Source organism: Halobacillus sp. ABH2_015, assembly GCF_056158945.1.
The window spans coordinates 2,356,728-2,379,021 of the sequence record NZ_JBSWUG010000002.1 but is presented as its reverse complement, the minus strand read 5'-3'; the positions used below and the strand labels follow the sequence as shown (position 1 = coordinate 2,379,021).

Annotated in this window: 20 protein-coding genes; 19 read left to right on the top strand and 1 reads right to left on the bottom strand. The window is 48.4% G+C overall.

The features are described from left to right. The first annotated feature begins 54 nt into the window (after positions 1 to 54). The 10 genes from polX (at position 55) to uvrC (ending at position 12,204) form a co-directional block, all read left to right on the top strand. Positions 55 to 1,773 carry a DNA polymerase/3'-5' exonuclease PolX gene (gene polX, locus ACXAD6_RS12645; protein ID WP_474969154.1) on the top strand — a complete coding sequence of 573 codons (1,719 nt, stop codon included), beginning with the start codon at positions 55 to 57 and terminating at the stop codon, positions 1,771 to 1,773. A gap of 22 nt (positions 1,774 to 1,795) precedes the next feature. Beyond that, positions 1,796 to 4,144, top strand: coding sequence for an endonuclease MutS2 (locus ACXAD6_RS12640; protein ID WP_474969153.1), 2,349 nt, complete (start codon positions 1,796 to 1,798; stop codon positions 4,142 to 4,144). A gap of 30 nt (positions 4,145 to 4,174) precedes the next feature. Beyond that, positions 4,175 to 4,582, top strand: a complete 408-nt coding sequence (locus ACXAD6_RS12635; protein WP_474969152.1) for a DUF350 domain-containing protein — start codon at positions 4,175 to 4,177, stop codon at positions 4,580 to 4,582. A 261-nt stretch (positions 4,583 to 4,843) separates the two neighbouring features. Continuing rightward, positions 4,844 to 6,547: a long-chain-fatty-acid--CoA ligase gene (locus tag ACXAD6_RS12630; RefSeq protein ID WP_474969151.1), complete on the top strand. Its 1,704-nt coding sequence runs from the start codon at positions 4,844 to 4,846 to the stop codon at positions 6,545 to 6,547. A 99-nt stretch (positions 6,548 to 6,646) separates the two neighbouring features. After that, a complete protein-coding gene (locus tag ACXAD6_RS12625; RefSeq protein ID WP_027955200.1) occupies positions 6,647 to 7,249 on the top strand; it encodes a TetR/AcrR family transcriptional regulator in 603 nt (200 codons plus the stop codon). Further along, positions 7,249 to 8,022 carry an enoyl-CoA hydratase gene (locus tag ACXAD6_RS12620; RefSeq protein WP_474969150.1) on the top strand — a complete coding sequence of 258 codons (774 nt, stop codon included), beginning with the start codon at positions 7,249 to 7,251 and terminating at the stop codon, positions 8,020 to 8,022. The genes ACXAD6_RS12625 and ACXAD6_RS12620 overlap by 1 nt, the downstream gene beginning before the upstream one ends. Positions 8,023 to 8,043: 21 nt before the next feature. Beyond that, complete coding sequence (locus ACXAD6_RS12615) at positions 8,044 to 8,817, top strand: electron transfer flavoprotein subunit beta/FixA family protein (RefSeq protein WP_474969149.1); 774 nt, start codon at positions 8,044 to 8,046, stop codon at positions 8,815 to 8,817. A gap of 27 nt (positions 8,818 to 8,844) precedes the next feature. Continuing rightward, positions 8,845 to 9,825 (top strand): electron transfer flavoprotein subunit alpha/FixB family protein, encoded by a 981-nt coding sequence (locus ACXAD6_RS12610; RefSeq protein WP_474969148.1) that lies wholly within the window; start codon positions 8,845 to 8,847, stop codon positions 9,823 to 9,825. Positions 9,826 to 9,915: 90 nt separating this feature from the next. Next, on the top strand, positions 9,916 to 10,272 hold the full coding sequence (gene trxA / locus ACXAD6_RS12605; RefSeq protein ID WP_280513303.1) for a thioredoxin: 357 nt from the start codon (positions 9,916 to 9,918) through the stop codon (positions 10,270 to 10,272). A gap of 117 nt (positions 10,273 to 10,389) precedes the next feature. Then, positions 10,390 to 12,204: an excinuclease ABC subunit UvrC gene (uvrC, locus tag ACXAD6_RS12600; RefSeq protein WP_474969147.1), complete on the top strand. Its 1,815-nt coding sequence runs from the start codon at positions 10,390 to 10,392 to the stop codon at positions 12,202 to 12,204. 14 nt (positions 12,205 to 12,218) lie between these two features. Here the strand turns inward: uvrC and ACXAD6_RS12595 are convergent, their stop codons facing one another. Further along, a complete protein-coding gene (locus ACXAD6_RS12595; protein ID WP_474969146.1) occupies positions 12,219 to 12,662 on the bottom strand; it encodes a YslB family protein in 444 nt (147 codons plus the stop codon). A 280-nt stretch (positions 12,663 to 12,942) separates the two neighbouring features. On the opposite strand from ACXAD6_RS12595, the gene ACXAD6_RS12590 reads away from it, so the two are divergent. From ACXAD6_RS12590 to ACXAD6_RS12550, 9 genes are all read left to right on the top strand, one after another. After that, on the top strand, positions 12,943 to 13,563 hold the full coding sequence (locus tag ACXAD6_RS12590; protein ID WP_474969145.1) for a succinate dehydrogenase cytochrome b558 subunit: 621 nt from the start codon (positions 12,943 to 12,945) through the stop codon (positions 13,561 to 13,563). A gap of 62 nt (positions 13,564 to 13,625) precedes the next feature. Then, positions 13,626 to 15,377, top strand: coding sequence for a succinate dehydrogenase flavoprotein subunit (gene sdhA, locus ACXAD6_RS12585; RefSeq protein WP_474969144.1), 1,752 nt, complete (start codon positions 13,626 to 13,628; stop codon positions 15,375 to 15,377). Between the two features lie 14 nt (positions 15,378 to 15,391). After that, a complete protein-coding gene (sdhB, locus tag ACXAD6_RS12580) occupies positions 15,392 to 16,156 on the top strand; it encodes a succinate dehydrogenase iron-sulfur subunit (RefSeq protein ID WP_474969143.1) in 765 nt (254 codons plus the stop codon). A 170-nt stretch (positions 16,157 to 16,326) separates the two neighbouring features. Next, the gene (locus tag ACXAD6_RS12575; RefSeq protein ID WP_474969142.1) at positions 16,327 to 18,651 is read left to right on the top strand and encodes a sensor histidine kinase; all 2,325 of its coding nucleotides are present in this window, start codon (positions 16,327 to 16,329) and stop codon (positions 18,649 to 18,651) included. Then, positions 18,648 to 19,298, top strand: coding sequence for a response regulator transcription factor (locus ACXAD6_RS12570; protein WP_027955211.1), 651 nt, complete (start codon positions 18,648 to 18,650; stop codon positions 19,296 to 19,298). Before ACXAD6_RS12575 ends, ACXAD6_RS12570 begins: the two co-directional genes overlap by 4 nt. A gap of 95 nt (positions 19,299 to 19,393) precedes the next feature. Further along, complete coding sequence (locus ACXAD6_RS12565; protein WP_008635211.1) at positions 19,394 to 19,618, top strand: helix-turn-helix domain-containing protein; 225 nt, start codon at positions 19,394 to 19,396, stop codon at positions 19,616 to 19,618. 208 nt (positions 19,619 to 19,826) lie between these two features. Next, the gene (locus ACXAD6_RS12560; RefSeq protein WP_160836516.1) at positions 19,827 to 20,261 is read left to right on the top strand and encodes a MarR family winged helix-turn-helix transcriptional regulator; all 435 of its coding nucleotides are present in this window, start codon (positions 19,827 to 19,829) and stop codon (positions 20,259 to 20,261) included. Between the two features lie 21 nt (positions 20,262 to 20,282). Then, positions 20,283 to 21,101, top strand: coding sequence for a glutamate racemase (gene racE, locus ACXAD6_RS12555; protein ID WP_027955213.1), 819 nt, complete (start codon positions 20,283 to 20,285; stop codon positions 21,099 to 21,101). 106 nt (positions 21,102 to 21,207) lie between these two features. Then, positions 21,208 to 22,287, top strand: a complete 1,080-nt coding sequence (locus ACXAD6_RS12550) for a GerMN domain-containing protein (RefSeq protein ID WP_474969141.1) — start codon at positions 21,208 to 21,210, stop codon at positions 22,285 to 22,287. The last annotated feature ends 7 nt before the right edge of the window (positions 22,288 to 22,294 follow it).

The window sequence follows — 22,294 nt, the reverse complement described above, 5'->3', positions numbered from 1 at the left end:
GGCGGTTTTTTCATGAGCATCTGCATCACTCATATAAAAAGGAGACGATGAACAATGGCTGTCGATAAGAAACAGGTCATTAAATTGCTGGAACAAATCGCTGTTTATTTGGAATTGAAAGGCGAAAATCCATTTAAAATATCCGCCTACCGGAAAGCGGCCCAGGCGTTGGAGCGGGATGACCGCTCCCTGAGTGAGATGGATGATTTTACAAAGATGAATGGGATCGGGAAAGGAACGGCGGCGGTCATCGACGAATATATCGCCAACGAAGAATCAGATACGCTGAAGCAGCTGCAGGCAGAAGTGCCTGAAGGACTCGTTCCTCTTCTGGACCTGCCGGGACTGGGCGGCAAAAAGCTGGCCAAGCTCTACCAAAAGCTTGAAGTGACGGACGCAGAAACGCTGAAGGAAGCACTGGAGTCCGGCAGGGTGGAGGAACTGGAAGGTTTCGGTAAAAAGTCTGCCGAAAAAATGCTGAAAGCTCTTGAAGAGGCAAATTCCCGCCCGGAGCGTCTGCCGATTGCCATCATGCTGCCGCTGGCAGAAAAGGTGGAAGCTTACTTGGAGCAGGCGGAGACGTTTGAGCGCTTTTCCCGCGCAGGAAGTCTGCGGAGAATGAGAGAAACGATCAAGGATCTTGATTTTATTATTGCGTCGGAGAATCCGGCAGCAACAAGAGATGAGCTTCTGGCTTATCCAGACGTGAAAGAAGTCGTCGCTTCCGGGGAAACAAAGGTTTCCATCGTTGTCCATGAGGGCTATGACATCGGCATTGACTTCCGTATTGTGGCGCCTCATGAATTTGCGACCACCCTTCATCATTTTACCGGATCCAAAGACCATAACGTGGCCATGAGACAGCTGGCGAAAGAGCAGGATGAAAAAATCAGCGAGTACGGAATTGAAGACATCCATACGGGTGAAGTGAAAACCTTTGAATCCGAGGAAGACTTATTTAAGCATTTTGACCTCCATTTCATTCCTCCGGAGGTCCGTGAGAATTATGGAGAGGTTGAAAAATTTAAGGAAAAGATCCAATTTGTCGATCTTCCTGATATACGCTCCGATCTTCATATGCACTCGACGTGGAGTGACGGCGCCCAGTCCATTAAGGAAATGGCGGAAAGAGCGAAGGAAAAAGGGTATGACTACATCGTCATTACCGACCACTCCAAGTATTTGAGAGTGGCAAACGGTTTGAATGAAAAACGATTGCGCGAGCAGCGGAAAGAAATTGAAGAAATCAATGAAACGATGGAAGATTTTCATATATTTGCAGGCATAGAGATGGACATCCTCCCAGACGGAAGCCTCGACTTTGAGGATGACTTTCTTCAAGAGATGGACTTCGTAATCGCATCGATCCACTCAAGCTTCCAACAATCCGAGGAGCAGATTATGGAACGATTGATGAATGCCCTTGAGAACCCGCATGTGCATATGATTGCCCACCCTACGGGACGTTTGATTGGACGCCGTGAAGGCTACGCGGTAAATCTGGAACAGTTGATTGAAGGAGCGGCACGCACAGGTACCATTCTTGAGCTGAACGCCAACCCCAACCGTCTTGATTTGAACTGGGAGTGGCTCATGAAGGCCCAGGAAGCTGGTGTGAATTTCGCCATCAACACGGATGCTCACAGCTACGCTATGCTGGAGCACATGAGAATCGGGGTCGGCACGGCCCGTAAAGGCTGGTTAAGAAAAGAAACGGTCGTGAACACATGGACGAAAGAGCGGTTCATGGACCAATGTAAGATTCGTAAGTAGGAATAAAAGGAGTCGGTCAGGCATGAATCAAAGAATCCTTCATGTACTTGAATATAAAAAGATTATTGAACAGCTGAACGAGCAGGCAGCCTCTTCTTTGGGAAAAGAGAAAACAGCAGCACTCAAGCCGTCATCAGAACTTGATGAAGTCATCCAGCTGCAGAAAGAAACAGATGAAGCCGGGCAGGTCCTCCGTTTAAAAGGGCATGTGCCTCTTGGTGGGATTTTTGATATTAAGCCGAGCATCAAGCGCACGACCATCGGCGGAACACTGAGCCCGCTGGAGTGTCTGGATATAGCGAGCACCATTTACGGCGGCCGTCAGCTGAAGCGTTTCATAGATGATATGGAAGATCCGGAAATGCCGATTCTGAGAGAACTGGCCGCCAGTCTTGTTCCATTAAAAGAACTGGAGCAGGAAATCAGGAACTGCATCGACGAGCATGGAACAGTGATGGATGGGGCTTCTGAAAAACTCCGCACCATCCGCTCCAGCATCCGTACGTATGAGAGCCGGGTGAGGGACAAAATGGATTCCTTTACAAAATCAAAATCCAAAATGCTCTCAGACTCCATTGTGACCATCCGTAACGAACGTTACGTCCTCCCGGTCAAACAAGAGTACCGTGGCTCAATTGGAGGGATTGTCCATGATCAGTCTTCTTCAGGAGCCACCTTGTTTATCGAACCTCAATCCGTCGTGGATTTGAACAATAACCTGCAGGAAGCTCGCGTGAAGGAAAGAAATGAGATTGAAAAGATTCTCAAAGAACTATCTGAATCGATTGCGGAGGAACACGCGGTCCTGTCGTACAATGTACAGATTCTTGGACAGATCGACTTCATGTTTGCCAGAGCCAAACTCGGACAGCAGATGAAAGCCTCCATGCCTGCCATGAATAATGAAGGCCGTATTAAGATGAAACAGGCGAGACACCCCTTGATTGACGGTGAGGAAGTAGTCCCGAACGATATCGAGATCGGAGAGGATTACACATCCATTGTCATCACCGGTCCGAACACCGGGGGTAAAACCGTCACCCTGAAGCTGGTAGGCTTATGTACGCTTATGGCTCAGTCCGGCCTGCAGGTCCCCGCGCTTGATGGATGTGAGCTTGCGGTATTCAAAGAAGTTTATGCGGATATAGGGGATGAGCAGTCCATCGAACAGAGCTTATCTACGTTCTCTTCCCATATGACCAATATCGTGGATATTTTAGATAAGGTCGACCATCAATCCCTCGTCTTATTCGATGAGTTGGGAGCAGGAACAGACCCGCAGGAGGGGGCTGCTCTTGCGATGTCAATCCTGGATGAGGTCGTTCAACGGGATGCCCGCGTCATCGCAACGACTCACTATCCTGAGCTGAAAGCCTACGGATATAACCGGGACGGGGTCATTAATGCGTCTGTGGAGTTTGATATCCAGACATTGAAGCCGACATACCGGCTGTTGATCGGCGTCCCGGGACGCAGTAACGCTTTTGAGATATCCAGACGTCTTGGTCTGAAGGAAAACGTGATTGAATCTGCGAAAAGCCATATCGGTGTCGATTCACAGAGTGTGGAAAATATGATTGCCTCTCTCGAAGAATCTAAACGTGAAGCCGAACGCGATTATGAAGAAGCCGAAGAGATGCTCGCCGAGGCAGAGAAGCTGAAGCGTGAACTGGAGGAAAAATGGAACCAGTTCGAGAATCAGCGGGAAAAGCTGTATGAAAAAGCGGAGCAGAAAGCGGAAAAAGCGATCCAGCAGGCCCGTGAAGAGGCAGAAACCATTGTCGGCGAAATCCGGAATATGAAAACCCAGTCGCAGATGAAAGAGCACGAGTGGATTGAAGCCCGGAAGATGTTCGACGAGGCGCAGCCAGAACTGGCGAAGAAAAAAGCCAAGGAAGCTCCGACACCTAAAAAGAAAGAAACAAAAGAACTGAAGCCGGGTGACGAAGTGAAGCTGCTTACACTGAACCAGCAGGGCACCATCGTGGATCAGACGGGAAAAAACGAATATCAGGTTCAAGTTGGAGTTATGAAAGTAAAAGCGAAACGAAAAGAACTGGAATTCGTAAAAGCTAAGGAGCCTTATAAAGAAAAGCCGATGGCGACGGTCAAAGGGAAAAGTTTTCATGTAAAACCAGAACTGGACCTGCGCGGGGAGCGTTACGAAGATGCCCTGAACCGGTTGGAGAAGTATGTGGATGATGCACTGCTTGCCGCATATCCGCAAGTGTCCATCATTCACGGAAAAGGTACAGGAGCGCTGCGGACAGCGGTTCAGAACTATGCGAAAAAACACCGGAGCATAGCCTCCCACCGTGCAGGGGGTATGAATGAAGGTGGAAGTGGAGTCACCGTACTGGAACTCCGCTAATGTTCAACGAAAAGGGGAGCGGGAGCGAGTATGACTGATTTTTGGGAACATCCATTAGTGGAAACAGCCGCCAGTTACAGTGTTGTCGTCCTGTGTCTGGTCGTATTCATGGCGATTTTTGAAATTGTGACTTCCTATAACAACTGGGAGGAAATAAAAAAAGGCAATCTCGCCGTAGCTATGGCTACGGGCGGGAAATTATTCGGGATCGCTAACATATTCCGCTTCTCCATTGAACATAATGATGCCCTCACCCAGACGATGGGATGGGGCCTTTACGGCTTCTGTCTTCTGATTGGCGGGTATTTCATCTTTGAATTTTTAACGCCTTCGTTCAAGATAGACGAGGAAATTGCTGCGGACAACAGGGCTGTCGGTTTTATTTCCCTTATCATATCCGTCGGTCTTTCCTATGTGATCGGGGCGAATATTATTTAGGGAGCGAGTCGTTTGGAAACCTTAGCGAAAGTCCTCATGGTCGTTGCCGCTCTATTTCTCATAGTCGGTATTTTGTATTTCATCATTTAGCTGTATCGTGTACTAGAAGAGAACGATTGAATTCATCGGAGACGGACTCCGGTGAATTTTTTTATTTTCTGTAGATTCTTGTCAAATATTCTCAAAATTTTAAATTGTATTTCAAATGTTGGGGAAGTGTCGTTATAATAGAAGAGAAGATAAAAAAGGGGGCATGTGAGTATGACAGACTTTCAGCGTCCATGGCACAAGTACTACCCGCCGGAAGTACCGGTGGAAATGGAGTACGACCAACGTCCACTGCAGGATTACCTGCGCGATACCGCTCAAGCTTACGGAGAAAAGAAAGCGCTTTATTTCATGGGGAAGGAGCTTTCCTATAAGGAAGTGTACGATCAATCCCTGGCTGCAGCCAGTTACCTGCAGCAGCTGGGTGTGGAGAAGGGGGATCGTGTTTCGATCATGCTGCCCAACTGTCCGCAGTCGGTCGTTGCGTATTACGGTGTGCTTCTTGCCGGTGGGATTGTCGTTCAGACGAACCCGCTGTATATGGAGAGGGAACTGGAGTATCAGATGAAGGACTCTGGGGCCAAGGTCATCATTTGTCTCGATATCCTGTATCCGAAGGCGGCGAATGTGAAGCCGGAAACAGATCTGGAACATATCATAGTGACGGGAATTAAGGATTACCTTCCATTTCCTAAGAATAAGATTTATCCTTTTATACAGAAGCGTCAATATCAAGTTCTCGTTAAGCCCGAGCAATCGACGGACACCCATCTCTGGACCCATCTCTTAAAGGAGAGCACACGGGAAGTAAAGCCGGTTGATGTGGATCCTTTGGAGGATTTAGCGCTGCTGCAGTATACCGGCGGCACGACTGGATTTCCAAAAGGGGTAATGCTGACCCATTACAATTTGATCGTCAATACACAGATGGCGAAGAAATGGCTGTATAAATGCAGGGACGGAGAAGAGCGGGTGCTTGCCATCCTGCCATTTTTCCACGTGTACGGCATGACTTCGGTGATGAACTTGTCGGTCATGATGGGCAACAAAATGATCCTTATGCCGAAATTCGATGCGGAAGCCGTATTGAAAGTCATCGAGAAACAGCGTCCGACGCTTTTCCCTGGAGCACCTACCATTTATATTGCGCTGTTGAACCATCCGAACTTGAAGAAGTATGATCTATCCTCGATTGAAGCCTGCATCAGTGGTTCTGCGCCTCTTCCGGTTGAAGTGCAGGAACAGTTTGAGAAAATCACCGGCGGCCGTCTCGTGGAAGGCTACGGTTTGACTGAAACGTCACCGACCACGCATTCCAACCTTATCTGGGGCCATCGGGTCAGCGGAAGCATCGGTATTCCATGGCCGGACACAGACTCGAAAATTTTCAAGATGGATGCGGATGAGGAAGCGGATTATGGAGAAATCGGGGAGATTGTCGTCAAAGGACCTCAAGTCATGAAGGGATATTGGAACCGTCCGGAGGAAACAGCTCAGGTGTTGAGTGAAGATGGCTGGTTCCGGACCGGGGATATGGGCTATATGAACGAAGATGGATATTTCTATATCGTGGACCGTAAAAAGGATATGATCATCGCCGGTGGGTACAACATTTACCCGCGTGAAGTGGAGGAAGTGCTGTATGAACACTCCGAAGTGCAGGAAGCGGTTGTAGTCGGAGTACCGGATCCGTATCGCGGGGAAACCGTCAAAGCTTTCATCGTAAGAAAGCAGGACAGCGATATTACGGAAGACGAACTGAATGAATTCTGCAGGAAGCATATGGCGGCCTTTAAAGTACCGAGGTTATATGAATTCAGAGATGAGCTTCCGAAGACGGCTGTTGGTAAGATTCTGCGTCGTCAGCTCGTCGAGGAGGAGAAGGCGAAATATGAAGAATCCGAAAGTATTCAATAAACATAAAAAAGAAAGTTGACAGAATATTTCCTTGAATGTAATATAATAAGTGAATGATGATTCATTCATTTTCAGTATACAGATCAAGGAGATATCCACATGAAAAAAAACAAACCGAAATTCAAACAGATTATAGATGCAGCGGTCGAGGTCATTGCTGAAAATGGGTACCATTCCTCACAGGTATCAAAGATTGCTAAAAAAGCAGGAGTGGCGGACGGCACGATTTATTTATACTTCAAAAACAAGGAAGATATCCTCGTTTCACTGTTTCAGGAGAAAATGGGGCAGTTCATAGAAAAGATTGAGCAGGAAACCACCTCCAGGCAGTCAGCGGATGAAAAGCTCCATACGCTGATCCATACGCACTTTGAGCAGCTGGCTGCCGATCACCATCTGGCTATTGTCACCCAGTTGGAGCTGAGACAATCAAACAAGGACTTAAGACAGAAAATCAACAATGTCTTAAAGCGCTATTTGAATGTCATCGACCAAATCGTCGAGGAAGGTGTGGAGGAAGGGCTGTTCCGAAATGGCTTGGACCGCCGTCTCGTACGTCAGATGATTTTCGGGATGATGGATGAGACGGTAACCAACTGGGTCATGAAGGATCAGCGTTATAACATAGTAGACCAGGCAAGTGAAGTCCATAGCTTAATTATCTATGGATTAGCCCGGAATCGTGAAGAAGAGGAGAGGTAATGTTGTCAACATTAACGATGGAAATCCAAAACCATGTTGCAGAGATCACCCTGCAGAGTCCTCCGGCCAATGCTTTGTCGAGCCATATTCTAAAGGACCTCTCTGCAGAACTGGATAAGGTGGAGCAGGACGCATCCGTCAAGGCCATCCTTCTGAAAGGCGAAGGAAGATTTTTCTCGGCCGGGGCAGATATTAAGGAATTCACGACCCTGCAGGGCGCGGATGATTACAAGTCCCTGTCCTCCAAGGGACAGAAGCTTTTTCAGCGGATCGAAAACTTCCATATCCCAGTGATTGCATCCATACACGGAGCTGCCCTTGGAGGCGGCCTGGAACTGGCGATGGCGTGTCACATCCGCTACGCCGCAGAAGATGCCAAACTTGGACTTCCGGAAATCAACCTTGGAATTATACCAGGCTTTGCAGGGACCCAGCGGCTTCCGAGATACGTCGGAGCAGCTAAAGCGTATGAAATGATTTTGACGGGTGTTCCAATCACCGGGCAGGAAGCGGCGGCCAGCGGGCTGGTCAACAAGAGCTTCTCTGCTGAGGAAGTGCATGGAGAGGCGGCAAAACTGGCCGCTGCTATTGCAGAGAAGAGTGGTCCGACGATTCATCATGTGATGAATCTCGTTCCTCTGACACATAATCCTCAGTTCGAGGAAGGGAACCGCGCTGAGGCGGAAGCCTTCGGCGATGTCTTTGGGAAAGAGGATGCCAAAGAAGGCATTCAGGCGTTTATTGAGAAGAGGAAACCTGATTTCAAACATTAATGCTTTAGGAGGTCATAGACAATGAACATTTATGTACTGCTTAAAAGAACGTTTGATACAGAGGAAAAGATCGCGGTCAATGGTGGAGCGATTGCTGATGACGGAGCTGAATACATCATCAACCCTTATGATGAATATGCCGTGGAGGAAGCGATCAATCTCCGTGACGCCCACGGCGGTGAGGTTACGGTCGTGACGATCGGCGAAGAGGACGCTGAGAAACAGCTTCGTACAGCCCTGGCGATGGGGGCGGACAAAGCCGTCTTGGTTAATACAGAGGATGACCTTGAAGAAGGTGACCAGTTTACAACCGTCAAGATTTTGGAAGCCTTTTTCGAGGATAAGGAAGCCGACATCATATTAGCTGGTAATGTCGCGATTGACGAGGCCAGCGGTCAGGTCGGCCCACGCCTGGCAGAACGGTTGGATATGGCCTGTGTGACGACGATTACGAAGATCGAAGTCGATGGCAGCACCGTGAATATCGAGCGGGACGTGGAAGGGGATGTAGAGAAGGTGGAAACTTCCCTGCCATTGCTCGTTACGTGCCAGCAAGGGTTGAACGAGCCGCGCTATCCATCTCTTCCTGGAATCATGAAAGCGAAGAAAAAGCCGCTGGAAGAGCTGGAGATAGATGATCTGGACTTAGAGGAAGATGATGTAGAAGCAAAAACAACCACCATGGAGATTTTCCTTCCACCTGCGAAAGAAGCTGGCAAGGTTCTTGAAGGGGAAGTCGACGATCAGGTGAAAGAACTGGTTTCTTTACTAAAAACTGAAGCGAAAGTCCTGTAAATAGACAAAGGGAAAGGAGAATGGGTTATGAGCAAAAAAGTATTGGTCATTGGAGAAGCGAGAGAGGGATCTCTCCGTAACGTCACTTTTGAAGCAATTGCTGCAGCGAATCTCGTCAGTGATGGCGGCGAAGTGGTCGGTGTCCTCTGCGGAGACGGGGATTTGAAGGAAATGGCACAGGAAATGGTGTATTACGGCGCCGCACGTGTCATCACTGTTTCAAACCCGGAATTGAAAACGTATACATCTGATGGATATGCCCAGGCGGTCCATCAGGTGATTGACGATGAGTCTCCGGAAGGGATCATCATGGGGCATACCGCCATCGGGAAGGACTTGACGCCGAAGCTTGCCAGCAGGCTGGAGTCCGGGCTGATTTCAGATGCAACGGAAGTTGTAGTCGAAGGCGGAGACATCGTCTTCACCCGTCCCATTTATTCTGGTAAAGCTTTTGAAAAGAAAAAGATTACAGACGGACTGATTTTTGCTACCATTCGTCCAAATAACATCCCGTCCCTGAATCGTGATGATTCCTTGACCGGTGCGGTATCAGAGAAAGAGGTCCAAATCTCCAACATCCGCACAATCATCAAAGAGGTCCTGAAAAAATCCTCCGATGGCGTGGATTTATCCGAAGCCAAAGTCATTGTAGCCGGAGGACGCGGGGTGAAAAGTGCAGAAGGATTCGAGCCGCTTGAACAGCTGGCCGAAGCGCTCGGCGGAACCGTAGGGGCCTCCCGTGGTGCGTGTGATGCCGGTTACTGCGACTACTCCCTGCAGATCGGTCAGACAGGGAAGGTCGTTACACCGGACCTCTACATTGCCTGCGGGATTTCCGGTGCGATTCAGCACTTAGCGGGAATGTCCAATTCCAAAGTCATTGTAGCCGTCAATAAAGATCCGGAAGCGAATATTTTCAATGTAGCTGATTACGGCATCGTCGGTGACTTGTTCGATGTCATCCCGAAACTGACCGAAGAAATCAAGCAGATGAAAGTAAACGCATAGGAAAAAGCCGGAGCCGATCATTTGGCTTCGGCTTTATTCCATGTTTAAATAGGGTATAAACAAAATATTAGTCACTAACAATAGATAGTGATATACTCTTTACAGACTAAAAGGTCGAGGAGGAATTATAGTATGGCAATTGTAAAAGCGACTGATCAAACATTTACAGAAGAAACAGGCCAGGGACTTGTCCTTGCAGATTTCTGGGCACCTTGGTGCGGACCTTGTAAAATGATCGCTCCTGTATTGGAAGAAATCGATGCGGAAATGAGCGACCAAGTAAAAATCGTGAAACTCGATGTTGATGAAAACCAGGAAACAGCTGGTAAATTCGGCGTTATGAGTATCCCGACACTGCTTCTTTTCAAAGACGGCCAGGTTGTTGACCAGGTTATCGGCTTCCAGCCTAAAGAAGCGCTAACTGAAATCATTACGAAACATGCCTGAGTAAAAAGGTGATCGTAGAAAGCCGCGCTGTATGCAGCGCGGCTTTTATCATGCATAAATGTACCGGTCGTGTGGTATTTTCATTATATATCCTTCTGACAGTATGGAGTGAAAACAATGAATTCAACGATTAAGGAGAAACTGGCCGTTTTACCAGACCAGCCCGGCTGTTATTTAATGAAAGATAAGCACGGGACAATTATTTATGTGGGGAAATCCAAAGTATTGAAAAACCGCGTGCGCTCCTACTTTACCGGAGCCCATGACGGAAAGACCCAGCGTCTTGTGCGGGAGATCGTCGATTTTGAATACATTGTCACCACCTCTGAAATAGAGGCGCTGATTCTTGAGATGAACCTGATCAAAAAGTATGATCCGAAATACAATGTTCTATTGAAAGATGATAAGACTTATCCTTATTTGAAAGTGACCGGTGAACGTCATCCCCGGCTGATCGTAACGAGGAATGTGAAGAAAGATAAGGGGAAATACTTCGGTCCCTATCCGAACGTCATTGCGGCAAGGGAGACGAAGAAGCTGCTCGACCGGCTGTACCCTCTGAGAAAGTGCAACACGATGCCGGACCGTGTGTGCCTGTACTATCATATGCACCAGTGCCTCGGCCCCTGTGAGTTCAAGGTTACAAAACAGACGAATGATGAAATCGTCCAGCAGATTACATCCTTCCTGAACGGTGGTCATAAGGAAATCAAAAAAGACTTAAAGCAGAAGATGCTCGATGCCTCAGAGGAGCTGGATTTTGAGCGGGCCAAGGAGCTCAGAGACCAGATTGAACACATTGAATCGGTCATGGAGCAGCAGAAGATGACCATGAACGATCAAGTGGACCGGGATATTTTTGGATACAGCTATGATAAAGGGTGGATGTGCGTGCAGGTCTTTTTCATCCGCCAGGGCAAGCTGATCGAACGCGACGTCTCGCTGTTCCCGTTCTTTGATGATCCGGAAGAGACCTTCCTCAGCTTCATCGCCAGGTTTTACCTGCATCAAAACCACCCGTATCCAAAGCAGGTGCTCGTGCCTGTGGCGACGAACGTTGATGTTCTGGAAGGCGCCATTGATACGAAGGTGATGATTCCGATGCGGGGGCGCAAGAAGGAACTAGTGGAACTGGCCATGAAAAACGCCAAGATTTCCCTTGAAGAGAAGTTCGCCTTGATTGAGCGTGATGAAGAGCGGACGATCAAAGCCGTGGAATCGCTGGGAGAAAAACTTCATATCGAAACCCCGCACCGGATTGAGGCGTTTGATAACTCCAATATCCAGGGCGCGGATCCGGTTTCAGCGATGGTCGTCTTTACGGACGGCCGTGCCGATAAAAAAGAGTACAGAAAATACAAAGTCCGGGATGTTAAAGGCCCGGATGACTATGAAACGATGCGTGAAGTGATTCGCAGGCGGTACCAGCGTGTCTTAAAAGAAGACCTCCCGCTGCCGGATCTGATTGTGGTAGATGGAGGGAAAGGGCAGATGTCCGCCGCCCTTGATGTGTTGGAGAACGAGCTTGGGGTAGATGTTCCGCTCTGCGGCCTTGCCAAGGACGATAAGCACAAGACGAGCGAACTCCTGTATGGAGATCCTCCTTCGCCGGTGGATCTGGATAGAAAATCGCAGGAATTTTACCTCGTCCAGCGGATTCAGGACGAAGTCCACCGATTCGCCATCTCCTTCCACAGGCAGCTGCGCGGAAAAGGAGCCATCCAGTCCGAGCTGGATGAAATTCCTGGTGTCGGTCAAAAGCGGAGACGCCTCCTGCTTCGTCATTTTAAATCCGTGACAGAAATCAAAGAAGCAGATATTCAGTCAATTACGAAGCTCGGAATTCCGGAACCTGTAGCCAACACGATCCTCATTCATTTGAATGACAACCAGGACGATCCTGATGAACAAGAAGAACCAGCTGAGGAATAACAGCTGGTTCTTTCTTATGCTTTCATCGCTTTGATTTCCACGACATTGTCTTTTTTGTTTACTTCTTCAAAGCACTCATATGTATCATCGGTCATTTGTGTAATGGATTCGGAAAGAAATCCGCATTCCAAACGAAAATCCACGTCCAGCAGTTTTTGGTGGAGGCGTTTTTCGATCATGTGCCCTTTCAGGTGAAAGGTGTATTCGGTCTTCTTTTCTTTTATTTTAACGAGCTCTCCCCAGCCCATGTACTGGAAGAATTCAAAGAGCTCATCGAAAGTTTCAAGACTGGTCTGACGGGCCATGTTTTTCCCCATGTAATAAAGGAGATAAGGGGCATCTTTTCCGAGAAAGTCAGGGAGGGTGAAGTAGCGCATTAAATCGAACCCTGCTCCGGTGCCCACAAGCGATGAAATGTTGCTTGTTGTTAGTTTCGTAGATTCTTTCAAAACGCTCATTCCTTTCTCTCTTTATTATCACTCGAAATCTTCAGTGGTGCAATATGATTTCTTTCATTTTATCAAAAGGAAATAAATGTGTATTTTTGAACATTTTATAATCCCGCTTTCTTGACGCTTATTCGGGATAGAAGTACAATAAACATGTCACAAATTGTACATTCGTCAGACAAGTTTAGGGAATGGGGCTTTTCCTATAATTTTTTTAAGCGGAATTAAAGCGCTTAACTGTCTGAAAAATGTCCATATTCAATCTGTTACTATCTTGAGGGGGGTAAATATGGCGGGAACGCGCGGATACGTCAATCGAAGACTACATTCATTACTGGGAGTTATTCCAATCGGGATCTTTTTGATTCAGCACTTGACTGTAAACTATTTTGCAACACGTGGTCCACAGGCATTCAATGATGCGGCACACTTCATGGAGAGTCTGCCTTACCGGTATGTGCTGGAAACCTTTATCATTTTCCTACCACTGTTGTTTCACGCAATTTACGGTGTGTATATTGCCTTTACAGCCAAAAGCAATTTGTCTAATTTCAGTTATTTCCGTAACTGGATGTTCATTTTCCAAAGAATCACAGGGATTGTTACGCTGATCTTTATTGCGTGGCACGTCTGGGAGACACGGATCGCCATCGGTTTTGGATGGGCGGATCTTAACTATCAGTTGATGGAAGGGATTTTAACGGAGCCGTTCTTCTTCTGGTTCTATGTAATTGGTGTAATTTCCACAACCTTCCACTTTTCCAATGGACTGTGGTCCTTCTTTGTCAGCTGGGGCATCACCGTGTCACCACGCTCTCAGAAGATCATGACCTACGTAAGCATCATCGTTTTCGTTGCCATTTCCTATGTTGGAGTGCGCACGTTGATTCAGTTTGCCTACGGAATTTAAACTATGAACATAACAATGGCAGTTTTATAGATTTTCAGTACTTAAGGGAGTGAGCTTCAATCATGACAAATAAAAATATTGTTGTTGTCGGCGGCGGCCTGGCCGGCTTGATGGCAACAATTAAAGCAGCAGAACAAGGGGTTCACGTAGATCTTCTATCTATTGTGCCCGTTAAACGTTCTCACTCTGTATGTGCCCAGGGCGGAATTAACGGGGCCGTCAATACAAAAGGGGAAGGGGATTCCCCGTGGGAGCACTTTGATGATACGGTCTACGGCGGCGACTTCCTCGCCAACCAGCCACCGGTCAAAGCGATGTGTGATGCAGCGCCCGGCATCATTCACCTTTTGGACCGTATGGGAGTCATGTTCAACCGTACGCCGGAAGGGCTTCTCGATTTCCGACGTTTCGGTGGAACGCAGCACCACAGGACAGCCTATGCCGGAGCTACGACAGGGCAGCAGCTGCTGTACGCCCTTGATGAACAGGTCCGCCGCCACGAGGTGAACGGTCTTGTAACGAAATACGAAAACTGGGAGTTCCTTTCCGCGATTATCGGCGACGATGGTGTCGGCCGTGGAGTGATCGGACAGAATTTGAGCACCCATGAAATTAAAGCGTTCCCTTCCGATGCCGTCATTATGGCAACCGGAGGTCCCGGGATTATCTTTGGCAAGTCCACCAACTCGGTCATCAACACGGGCTCTGCTGCCGGATCCTTGTTTCAGCAGGGTGTGAACTACGCCAACGGGGAGTTCATCCAGATCCATCCGACTGCTATTCCCGGCGATGATAAACTGCGCCTGATGAGTGAGTCGGCACGTGGAGAAGGTGGACGTGTCTGGACATACAAAGACGGGGAGCCTTGGTATTTCCTTGAGGAAAAATATCCGGCATACGGAAACCTTGTGCCGCGTGATATCGCAACGAGGGAAATTTTCGACGTTTGTGTTAACCAGAAACTGGGAATCAACGGAGAAAACATGGTATATCTTGATCTCTCCCATAAAGATCCTAAGGAACTGGATGTTAAGCTTGGCGGCATCATAGAGATTTATGAGAAGTTCGTCGGTGAAGATCCGAAGAAGGTTCCGATGAAAATTTTCCCAGCCGTACACTATTCGATGGGCGGCATGTGGGTCGACTATGATCAGATGACCAACATTCCTGGTATTTTTGCCGCTGGTGAATGTGATTATACACAGCACGGAGGCAACCGTCTCGGAGCCAACTCGCTTCTTTCCTCCATTTACGGCGGTATGGAAGCAGGTCCGAATGCTGTGAAATATCTGGATGGTCTTGAAACCCTTGCGGACGATATGAGTTCAGCGCTGTTTGACAAAGCCGTCAAAGAAGAGCAGGACAAATTCGAGAACATTATGAGTATGGACGGCGACGAAAACGCCTACCAGATTCATAAAGAGCTTGGGGAATGGATGACGGATAACGTGACCGTTGTCCGTGATAATGACAAGCTGCTGGAGACGGATAAGAAGATTGTTGAGCTGATGGAACGTTATGAACGCATCAACATCAACGATACATCCCGCTGGAGCAACCAGGGAGCGATGTTTACCCGCCAGCTTTGGAATATGCTGCAGCTGGCCCGTGTCATCACACAGGGGGCCTATAACCGTAATGAAAGCCGCGGTGCCCATTATAAGCCTGAATTCCCGGATCGTAACGATGAAGAATGGCTGAAGACAACGGTAGCAAGCTACGACAAAGAAAATAACAAGCCGGTTTTCCGTTATGACGATGTCGATACATCCTTAATCGAGCCTCGTAAACGTGACTACTCGAAGAGTAAATAAAGGAGGTAACGATCATGAGCGAAAATAAAATGATTACGATGATCATCAAACGACAGGACGATCCTGATCAGTCTCCGTATGAAGAGAAGTTTGAAATTCCGTATCGTGAAAATATGAATGTCATCTCTGCGCTTATGGAAATCCGCCGTAACCCTGTCAATGCTGATGGGCAGTCGACGACACCTGTCTATTGGGACATGGGCTGCCTGGAAGAAGTATGCGGGGCCTGTTCTATGGTGATCAACGGAACACCACGACAATCCTGTACAGCGCTCGTGGATCAGCTGGAACAGCCGATCCGCCTGGAGCCGATGTCCACGTTCCCGATCAACCGTGACCTTGCGGTTGACCGGAGCCGGATGTTTGATTCCTTGAAGAAGGTCAAAGCCTGGATCCCGATCGATGGAACATACGATCTTGGTCCTGGACCACGTATGGCCGAAAGCAAGCGTCAGTGGGCCTATGAGCTTTCCAAATGTATGACATGCGGTGTCTGCCTGGAAGCCTGCCCGAACGTAAACAGCAAGTCCGACTTTATCGGACCTGCACCATTGTCCCAGGTGCGCCTGTTCAACTCCCATCCGACAGGAGAAATGAACAAGAGCGAGCGTCTGCAGACGATTATGGATGGCGAAGGTCTGATGGGCTGCGGGAACGCACAAAACTGCGTACAGTCCTGTCCGAAAGGCATTCCTTTGACAACATCCATCGCGGCACTGAACCGTGATACCGCCGTTGAATCTTTCAAGAGCTTCTTTGGCAGTGATAAACAGGTATAAATCCCTGCGAAGGACCCCGGAGCCGACCGGGGTCCTTTTTTTACTGTCATTGTCAGGAGGTGGACAGAAAACTTACAAGTTCTTCTGACTATAAGGGGGTTGTAGGACTTGAGAAGGATAGTATAATAGATGTGACTGAAATTCGCTCAAGTAAGAAGGTGAGCCGTAGTATGAAAAACTTCAAATGGTCTCAATGGATTGTTTTGACCTTTTTTATTGTATCAGCGTGCTATTTAATAATCTTATCCGTAACCCAGCCTTATCTTGGGATTGATGCTGAACAGCAGGAAAGCGGCTGGGTCATAACCGACATAGAGAGTGGGGGCTGGGCGGACAGGCAGGACGTCCCCCCGGGATCTGTTATTCTCTCTGTGGATGGGGGGAACCCGGGGCTTCACCATTCTCTTTCTATGTTCAATGAACTGGAAAATGCCCAGTCCTTCAGGGTGGAATCTTCCGGACAAGTACGGATGTACAGGGACATCGACCAGTTCAGCCGGGTCCACTGGGTGTTTTATATTCTGCTTCCTGCGCTATTTTTTGTGGCGATTCTAGGAATCTCTTATCTGGTTCATAAACGGGTGCCTAAACGGTATTCGGCCGAACAGCTGATTTTGTATTTCCTGGCAATTGCTACGGCTTATTTGAGTAACAGTGGAGCCGTGAGGGATGACTTGTATAGTCTTGTTTTGAATACCAGTTTATTCCTGATTGCTCCTGTTATCCTTCTCCATTTCCTGCACAATTACTTTCAGGAATTGAAGGTCGTCTGGTTCTCTAAGAACATTCTCTATTTCTTATACGCTGCCATGGCAGGTGTTTCCCTGCTGGATACGTATTATTTAGTAACTCTTCAAAACCCGTCCTACTTTCAACTGGTGCCGCTCACGTGTCTGCTTGGGTTGTATATCATTACCTTTGTGATCGTCTACAGGGGGGTATATATTTACCGGCATGCCGCTGTCGGACCGGTCTTTAAGTATATGGCGATCGGAATGACCGTTGCGTTTTTCCCTTATATTCTTCTTTACTTGATCCCTGTCCTCGTTTCCGGCGTGACCATTGTGTCGCTGGAGTTCGGTGCCATGTTTCTGATTGCTATTCCAGCCACATTCATGTATTTGATTACACGGGAACAGCTGATTGATATCAATTTCATCATGAACCGCCTGCGCTATTACTTTATCCTTTCTGTCCTCCCGTCTTTCGTACTGACAGCTGTTATCGGGTGGATTGTATCCGGCTTGTCGATGGTGTCCTATATCCAGCTGTATTTATTGATGCACACAGCGTTGATTGCTTTCTTATCCTTAAAGGAAGGGCTTGACGTCCGTATGCAGCGGTTTCTCTTTTCAGCACGGTACAGCTACCAGGAAAGTATGCACCGGCTGGCCAGCGACATGAAGGATCAGTCCAATGCGGTTGATTTGATGAAGGTCGTGAGGGATGAAATTAAAAACGTGATGAGTGTACGCGACATCTACATTTTCTCCAAACACAATAAGCGGAAGATGTACTGTGTCTACAATGAAATTCCCGAGGGGATTGTCGACCATTTTGACGACCACCTGTTCCATCACCCTTATGACATCGGCTCCATCATTGAAACGGATAAAGGATTTGGTGTCGTCGTCGGGCTGTCACTTGAGAAGATGACGATGCTCTGGTGCAGAGGGAAAAAGGACTTTACCACTTTAAACCGGGATGAAAAAACGTATTTACAAACCATCTCCCATCATGCCAACATTGCGATAGAGAATATGAATTTGATTGAGGATCTGGTCAAGGAGCTACGCACGTTAAGAAACGATCAGACGCAGAAGTATCCGGCATGGCTGTCCCGGCTCTTATTTACGATTGCGGAGAACCAGCGGAAGCAGCTGTCGATCGATATCCACGATACGGTGCTCCAGGAGCAGCTGTATCTGTACCGTAAAATGGACGACCTGATCCGCAACCGGACCGATTTATCCACGAGTCTTCATGCTGAGTTGAAGATGTATAAGGAATCTCTTCTGGACAGTATCCACCTCACGAGGGAAACGTGTAACGAGCTGCGGCCGGCCTTCATCGAAGAACTTGGACTCGTGCAGTCATTGAAGAATTTGATCCATCAGTATCAGCTTCGTTCCAATTTCACCGTTTACTTTTCTCATGAACGGTTTGAATCAGAGCTGGATCAAGAAAGGATTCTCGGAATTTTCCGGATTGTCCAGGAACTGTTGACGAATGCCATGAAGCATTCCGAAGCAAAAATCGTCAAACTCTCTCTTTTCAATGAGAAGGACCAGGTGGTTCTCTATTATTCAGATAATGGAAAAGGAATGGATTATTCCATGAAGCGGGACCTGTTTTCCCATATCGGGCTTTCGGGAATTGAGCAGAGGGTCAACGGTTTAAATGGAAGTCTGGAAATCACCACAGCACCAGGGGAAGGATTCAGGACGACCATCACTTTCCCCTATCCGTCACACAAGGAGGTCCAGCACGTATGATTCACGTATTAATAGTCGACGACCACCCCGCTGTTGGAGCAGGCACCAAAGCGATGCTCGAGCAGGAGGGGGATATGCAGGTGGATGTCATCCACGAAACCGATCATCTGGAAAGCTGCCTCGAAAAGAAAGCCTACGATGTGCTGCTTTTGGATTTATATATGCCCGGCCTGAACGGCATTGAACTGGCCAAACGGCTAAGAAAAACGTTCCCGGATATTAAAATGCTGATCTATACCGGGTTCGATTTGAGCACGCACTTCAATATGATTGTGGAAGCGGACATCAACGGCTTTGTCAGCAAAACTGCTGCCAGTGAACAGCTCGTTACAGCGATCAAAGCGGCTCTCAGAGATGAAGTGATCATTCCGCTCCATCTTTTCAAGCAGCTGCGCCGGACAGAAGCCTGCACGGCCGAAACGATCGAGTCAGCTGAAAATAAAGGCATCTCCCTGAATGAGAAGGAGCAGTCGATTTTAAAGGAAGTCGCTTCCGGTTTCACCAACAGGGAAATCGCCCAGACGCTCCATATGTCCCAGCGGAGCGTGGAGTACACGCTCACCGGAATTTTCAACAAGCTGAACGTCCGATCCAGGACGGAAGCCCTTTTCAAAGCCCAGGAACTCGGGCTTGTGTCTAAATCATGAAAGCGTAGCACACGGGGGCTAATCCCCTCATACGATACAAAGACTAAATAATTCCCCTCAAGAAAAGCTCAGGAACAACAAGGAGGGGTACGCTTGTGAAGGAGGACGGCTATCGGCCAACACAAATTCTTACCAAGCGGGAGCGAGAAGTCTTCGAGCTTCTAGTACAGGATAAGACGACAAGGGAGATCGCAAAAGAGCTCTTCATTTCGGAGAAAACTGTGCGGAACCACATTTCAAATGCCATGCAGAAGCTAGGAGTGAAAGGCCGTTCCCAGGCAGTGGTTGAACTGCTGCGTATGGGTGAACTGGAGCTTTAATTCCATGAAGCAGCAGAGGCATTGGCCTGTGGAATGGAGGGAGTCCTTTCAGGTAGGGTCTGTCACGTGGTGATGATCATACCTGAAAGGGTTTTTTTGTATCGCCGGATACATTCACCTTGAAATTTTAGTGAGAAACGACCACAATGATATTTATCAAGTCATTTCGTTAGGAGTGCTGAATGTGGCTGAAACCCAGCAGACATCCATGATCGCTGATGTAGAGAAGGAACTTCGTTACATATCCGGGATCATTAAACAAAGAGGACGAGTTATCCTGAATCATTACTCGATTACAGCTCCGCAGTTTGTTGCGCTGCAGTGGCTGATGGAAAAAGGGGACTTAACGATCGGGGAACTCTCTAATCATATACACCTGGCCTGCAGTACGACAACGGACCTTGTCGACCGTATGGAGAAAAACGAGCTGGTTGAGCGGGTCAGGGACCCGAAGGACCGCCGGGTCGTCAGGATCCATGTACTGAGCAAAGGACAGAAGATCATTCATGAAGTGATCGAAAAACGACAGAACTACCTGGAAAACGTGTTGAGAAATGTTCCGGAAGAAGATGTGGAAACGCTGAACCGTCTGCTCCACGTCCTTCACGGGAACATGATTGAAATCGATGAAGAAGAACATTAAGGCATAAAAGAGGGATGCAGAGTGAAACAGGCAATCGGAGTCATTGATTCTGGCGTCGGGGGACTGACGGTAGCGAGAGAGTTGATGAGGCAGTTACCAAAGGAAACCTTTATCTATCTTGGGGATACGAAGCGGTGCCCGTACGGTCCGCGTTCAGAGGAAGAAGTGCGGGCGTTCACATGGCAGATGGTCAATTATCTGCTTGGGAAAAATATTAAAATGCTCGTTGTCGCGTGTAACACAGCGACGGCTTATACGCTGGCTGAGCTGCAGGAAGAACTGGATATCCCGGTCATTGGGGTCATTGATCCGGGGGCACGTGCCGCCATCAAAGTCAGCCAGAACAAGCGGATCGGAGTTATTGGTACAGAAGGGACCATTGAAAGTAAAGCCTATCCGCAGGCGCTTGCTTCCATTGATCAGGACATCCGGGTGAACGATCTGGCCTGTCCGCCGTTTGTCCCGATGGTCGAAGAGGGGATCTTATCCGGCCCGAAAGCGGAAGGAATCGTTTCCCGAACGCTGCAGCCATTGAAGGACATGAATCATATTGATACATTGATTCTCGGCTGCACCCATTATCCGCTCATCAAGGATCTGGTCCAGAACGAGATGGGGGATCACATCCAAGTGATCAGCTCCGGTGAGGAAACGGCCCGTGAAGCGAGCCTGATTCTTGCCTATCATAAAGCACTGGAAACCGATGACCATACACCAAGGCATGAATTTTACACGACCGGCGATATGGAGAAATTCCGTCTCGTCGCCAACAGCTGGTTTGAAGAGCCGATTCAGATCCTGAAATCGGTAGAACTGGAACACGTATCAAGCTCCGCCTGATTCAGGCGGAGTTTTTTCATATGCTTTTCTCCTCCAAATTACCCTGGTCTATTCCAAACGAGGGCTCGTATACATGGTAGTACAATCTATCTCAGGGGGGAAAAGAATGAGAAAATACAGCTATAAATCCTTTTTGACGGCCCTGGTGCTTCTAATGTGCACGGGGCTGCTTGCCGGATGCCTGTTTGAAGGAGAACAGTCGCTGGAGAAAATGGATGCTCCGGATGAAGCTGTGACAACATCACCGGAAGAGGATGGTTCAGCACCGGAGGAGGATGGAGAGAAAGCAGAGGATTCGACAGAACAGGAATCCACAGCAACCGTCCCTCGTGAGCTTTATTTAATGGATGCCAATGGAATGATCGCCCCACAGACTGTGGAACTGCCGGCTTCTCAGGAAGTCGCTTCCCAGGCGTTGGAATACCTTGTGAAGGATGGGCCGGTCACGAATCTGCTGCCGAACGGGTTTGAAGCCGTTCTGCCGGCAGGAACAGAAATTCTTGGGTTGAATACAGAGGAAAATGGAACGCTTGTCGTTGATGTGTCGGAGGACTTTAAAAATTACGAGGCCAAGGATGAAGAGAAAATCCTTCAGGCCATGACCTACACACTCACTCAGTTTGACAACGTAAAGCGGATTAAGCTGTGGATCAACGGACACGAGCAGGAAGTCATGCCTGTAGACGGCACTCCGATCTCCCAGGGCGTCTCCCGGGCGGACGGGATTAATAATAACGTCGGCGTGCAGCGCGATGTGCTGAACAGCAAGGCCGTTACCGTCTACTTCCCTGCCCAGAACGGGGAGCAGGTGTACCACGTTCCTGTCACCACACGTGTCGCTGAAGACAGTGATGAATATGCGGCAAGAGTGGAGGCCCTTTTTGAAGGGCCTGAACTCGGCAGCTCATTGACCAACCCCTTCCATGAAGGGGCGGAAATGGTCAGCTCCCGGCTGGAGAACGGCGTCCTCGCCCTTTCCTTCAATGAAAAAATCCTGACAGGATCAGATCAGCCGGCCCTGTCTGATGCTGCCCTCGCCAGCCTTGTGTTGAGCATGACGGATCTTGAGGATGTGGAATCGGTCGAAGTTCAGGTCGAAGGATCGGAGCAGGTCATCAATGAAGCGGGTGAGCCGCTCGCCGAACCTGTTTCAAGAACCGACATCAGCGGTGCTGAAGAAATGTAAAACCCGG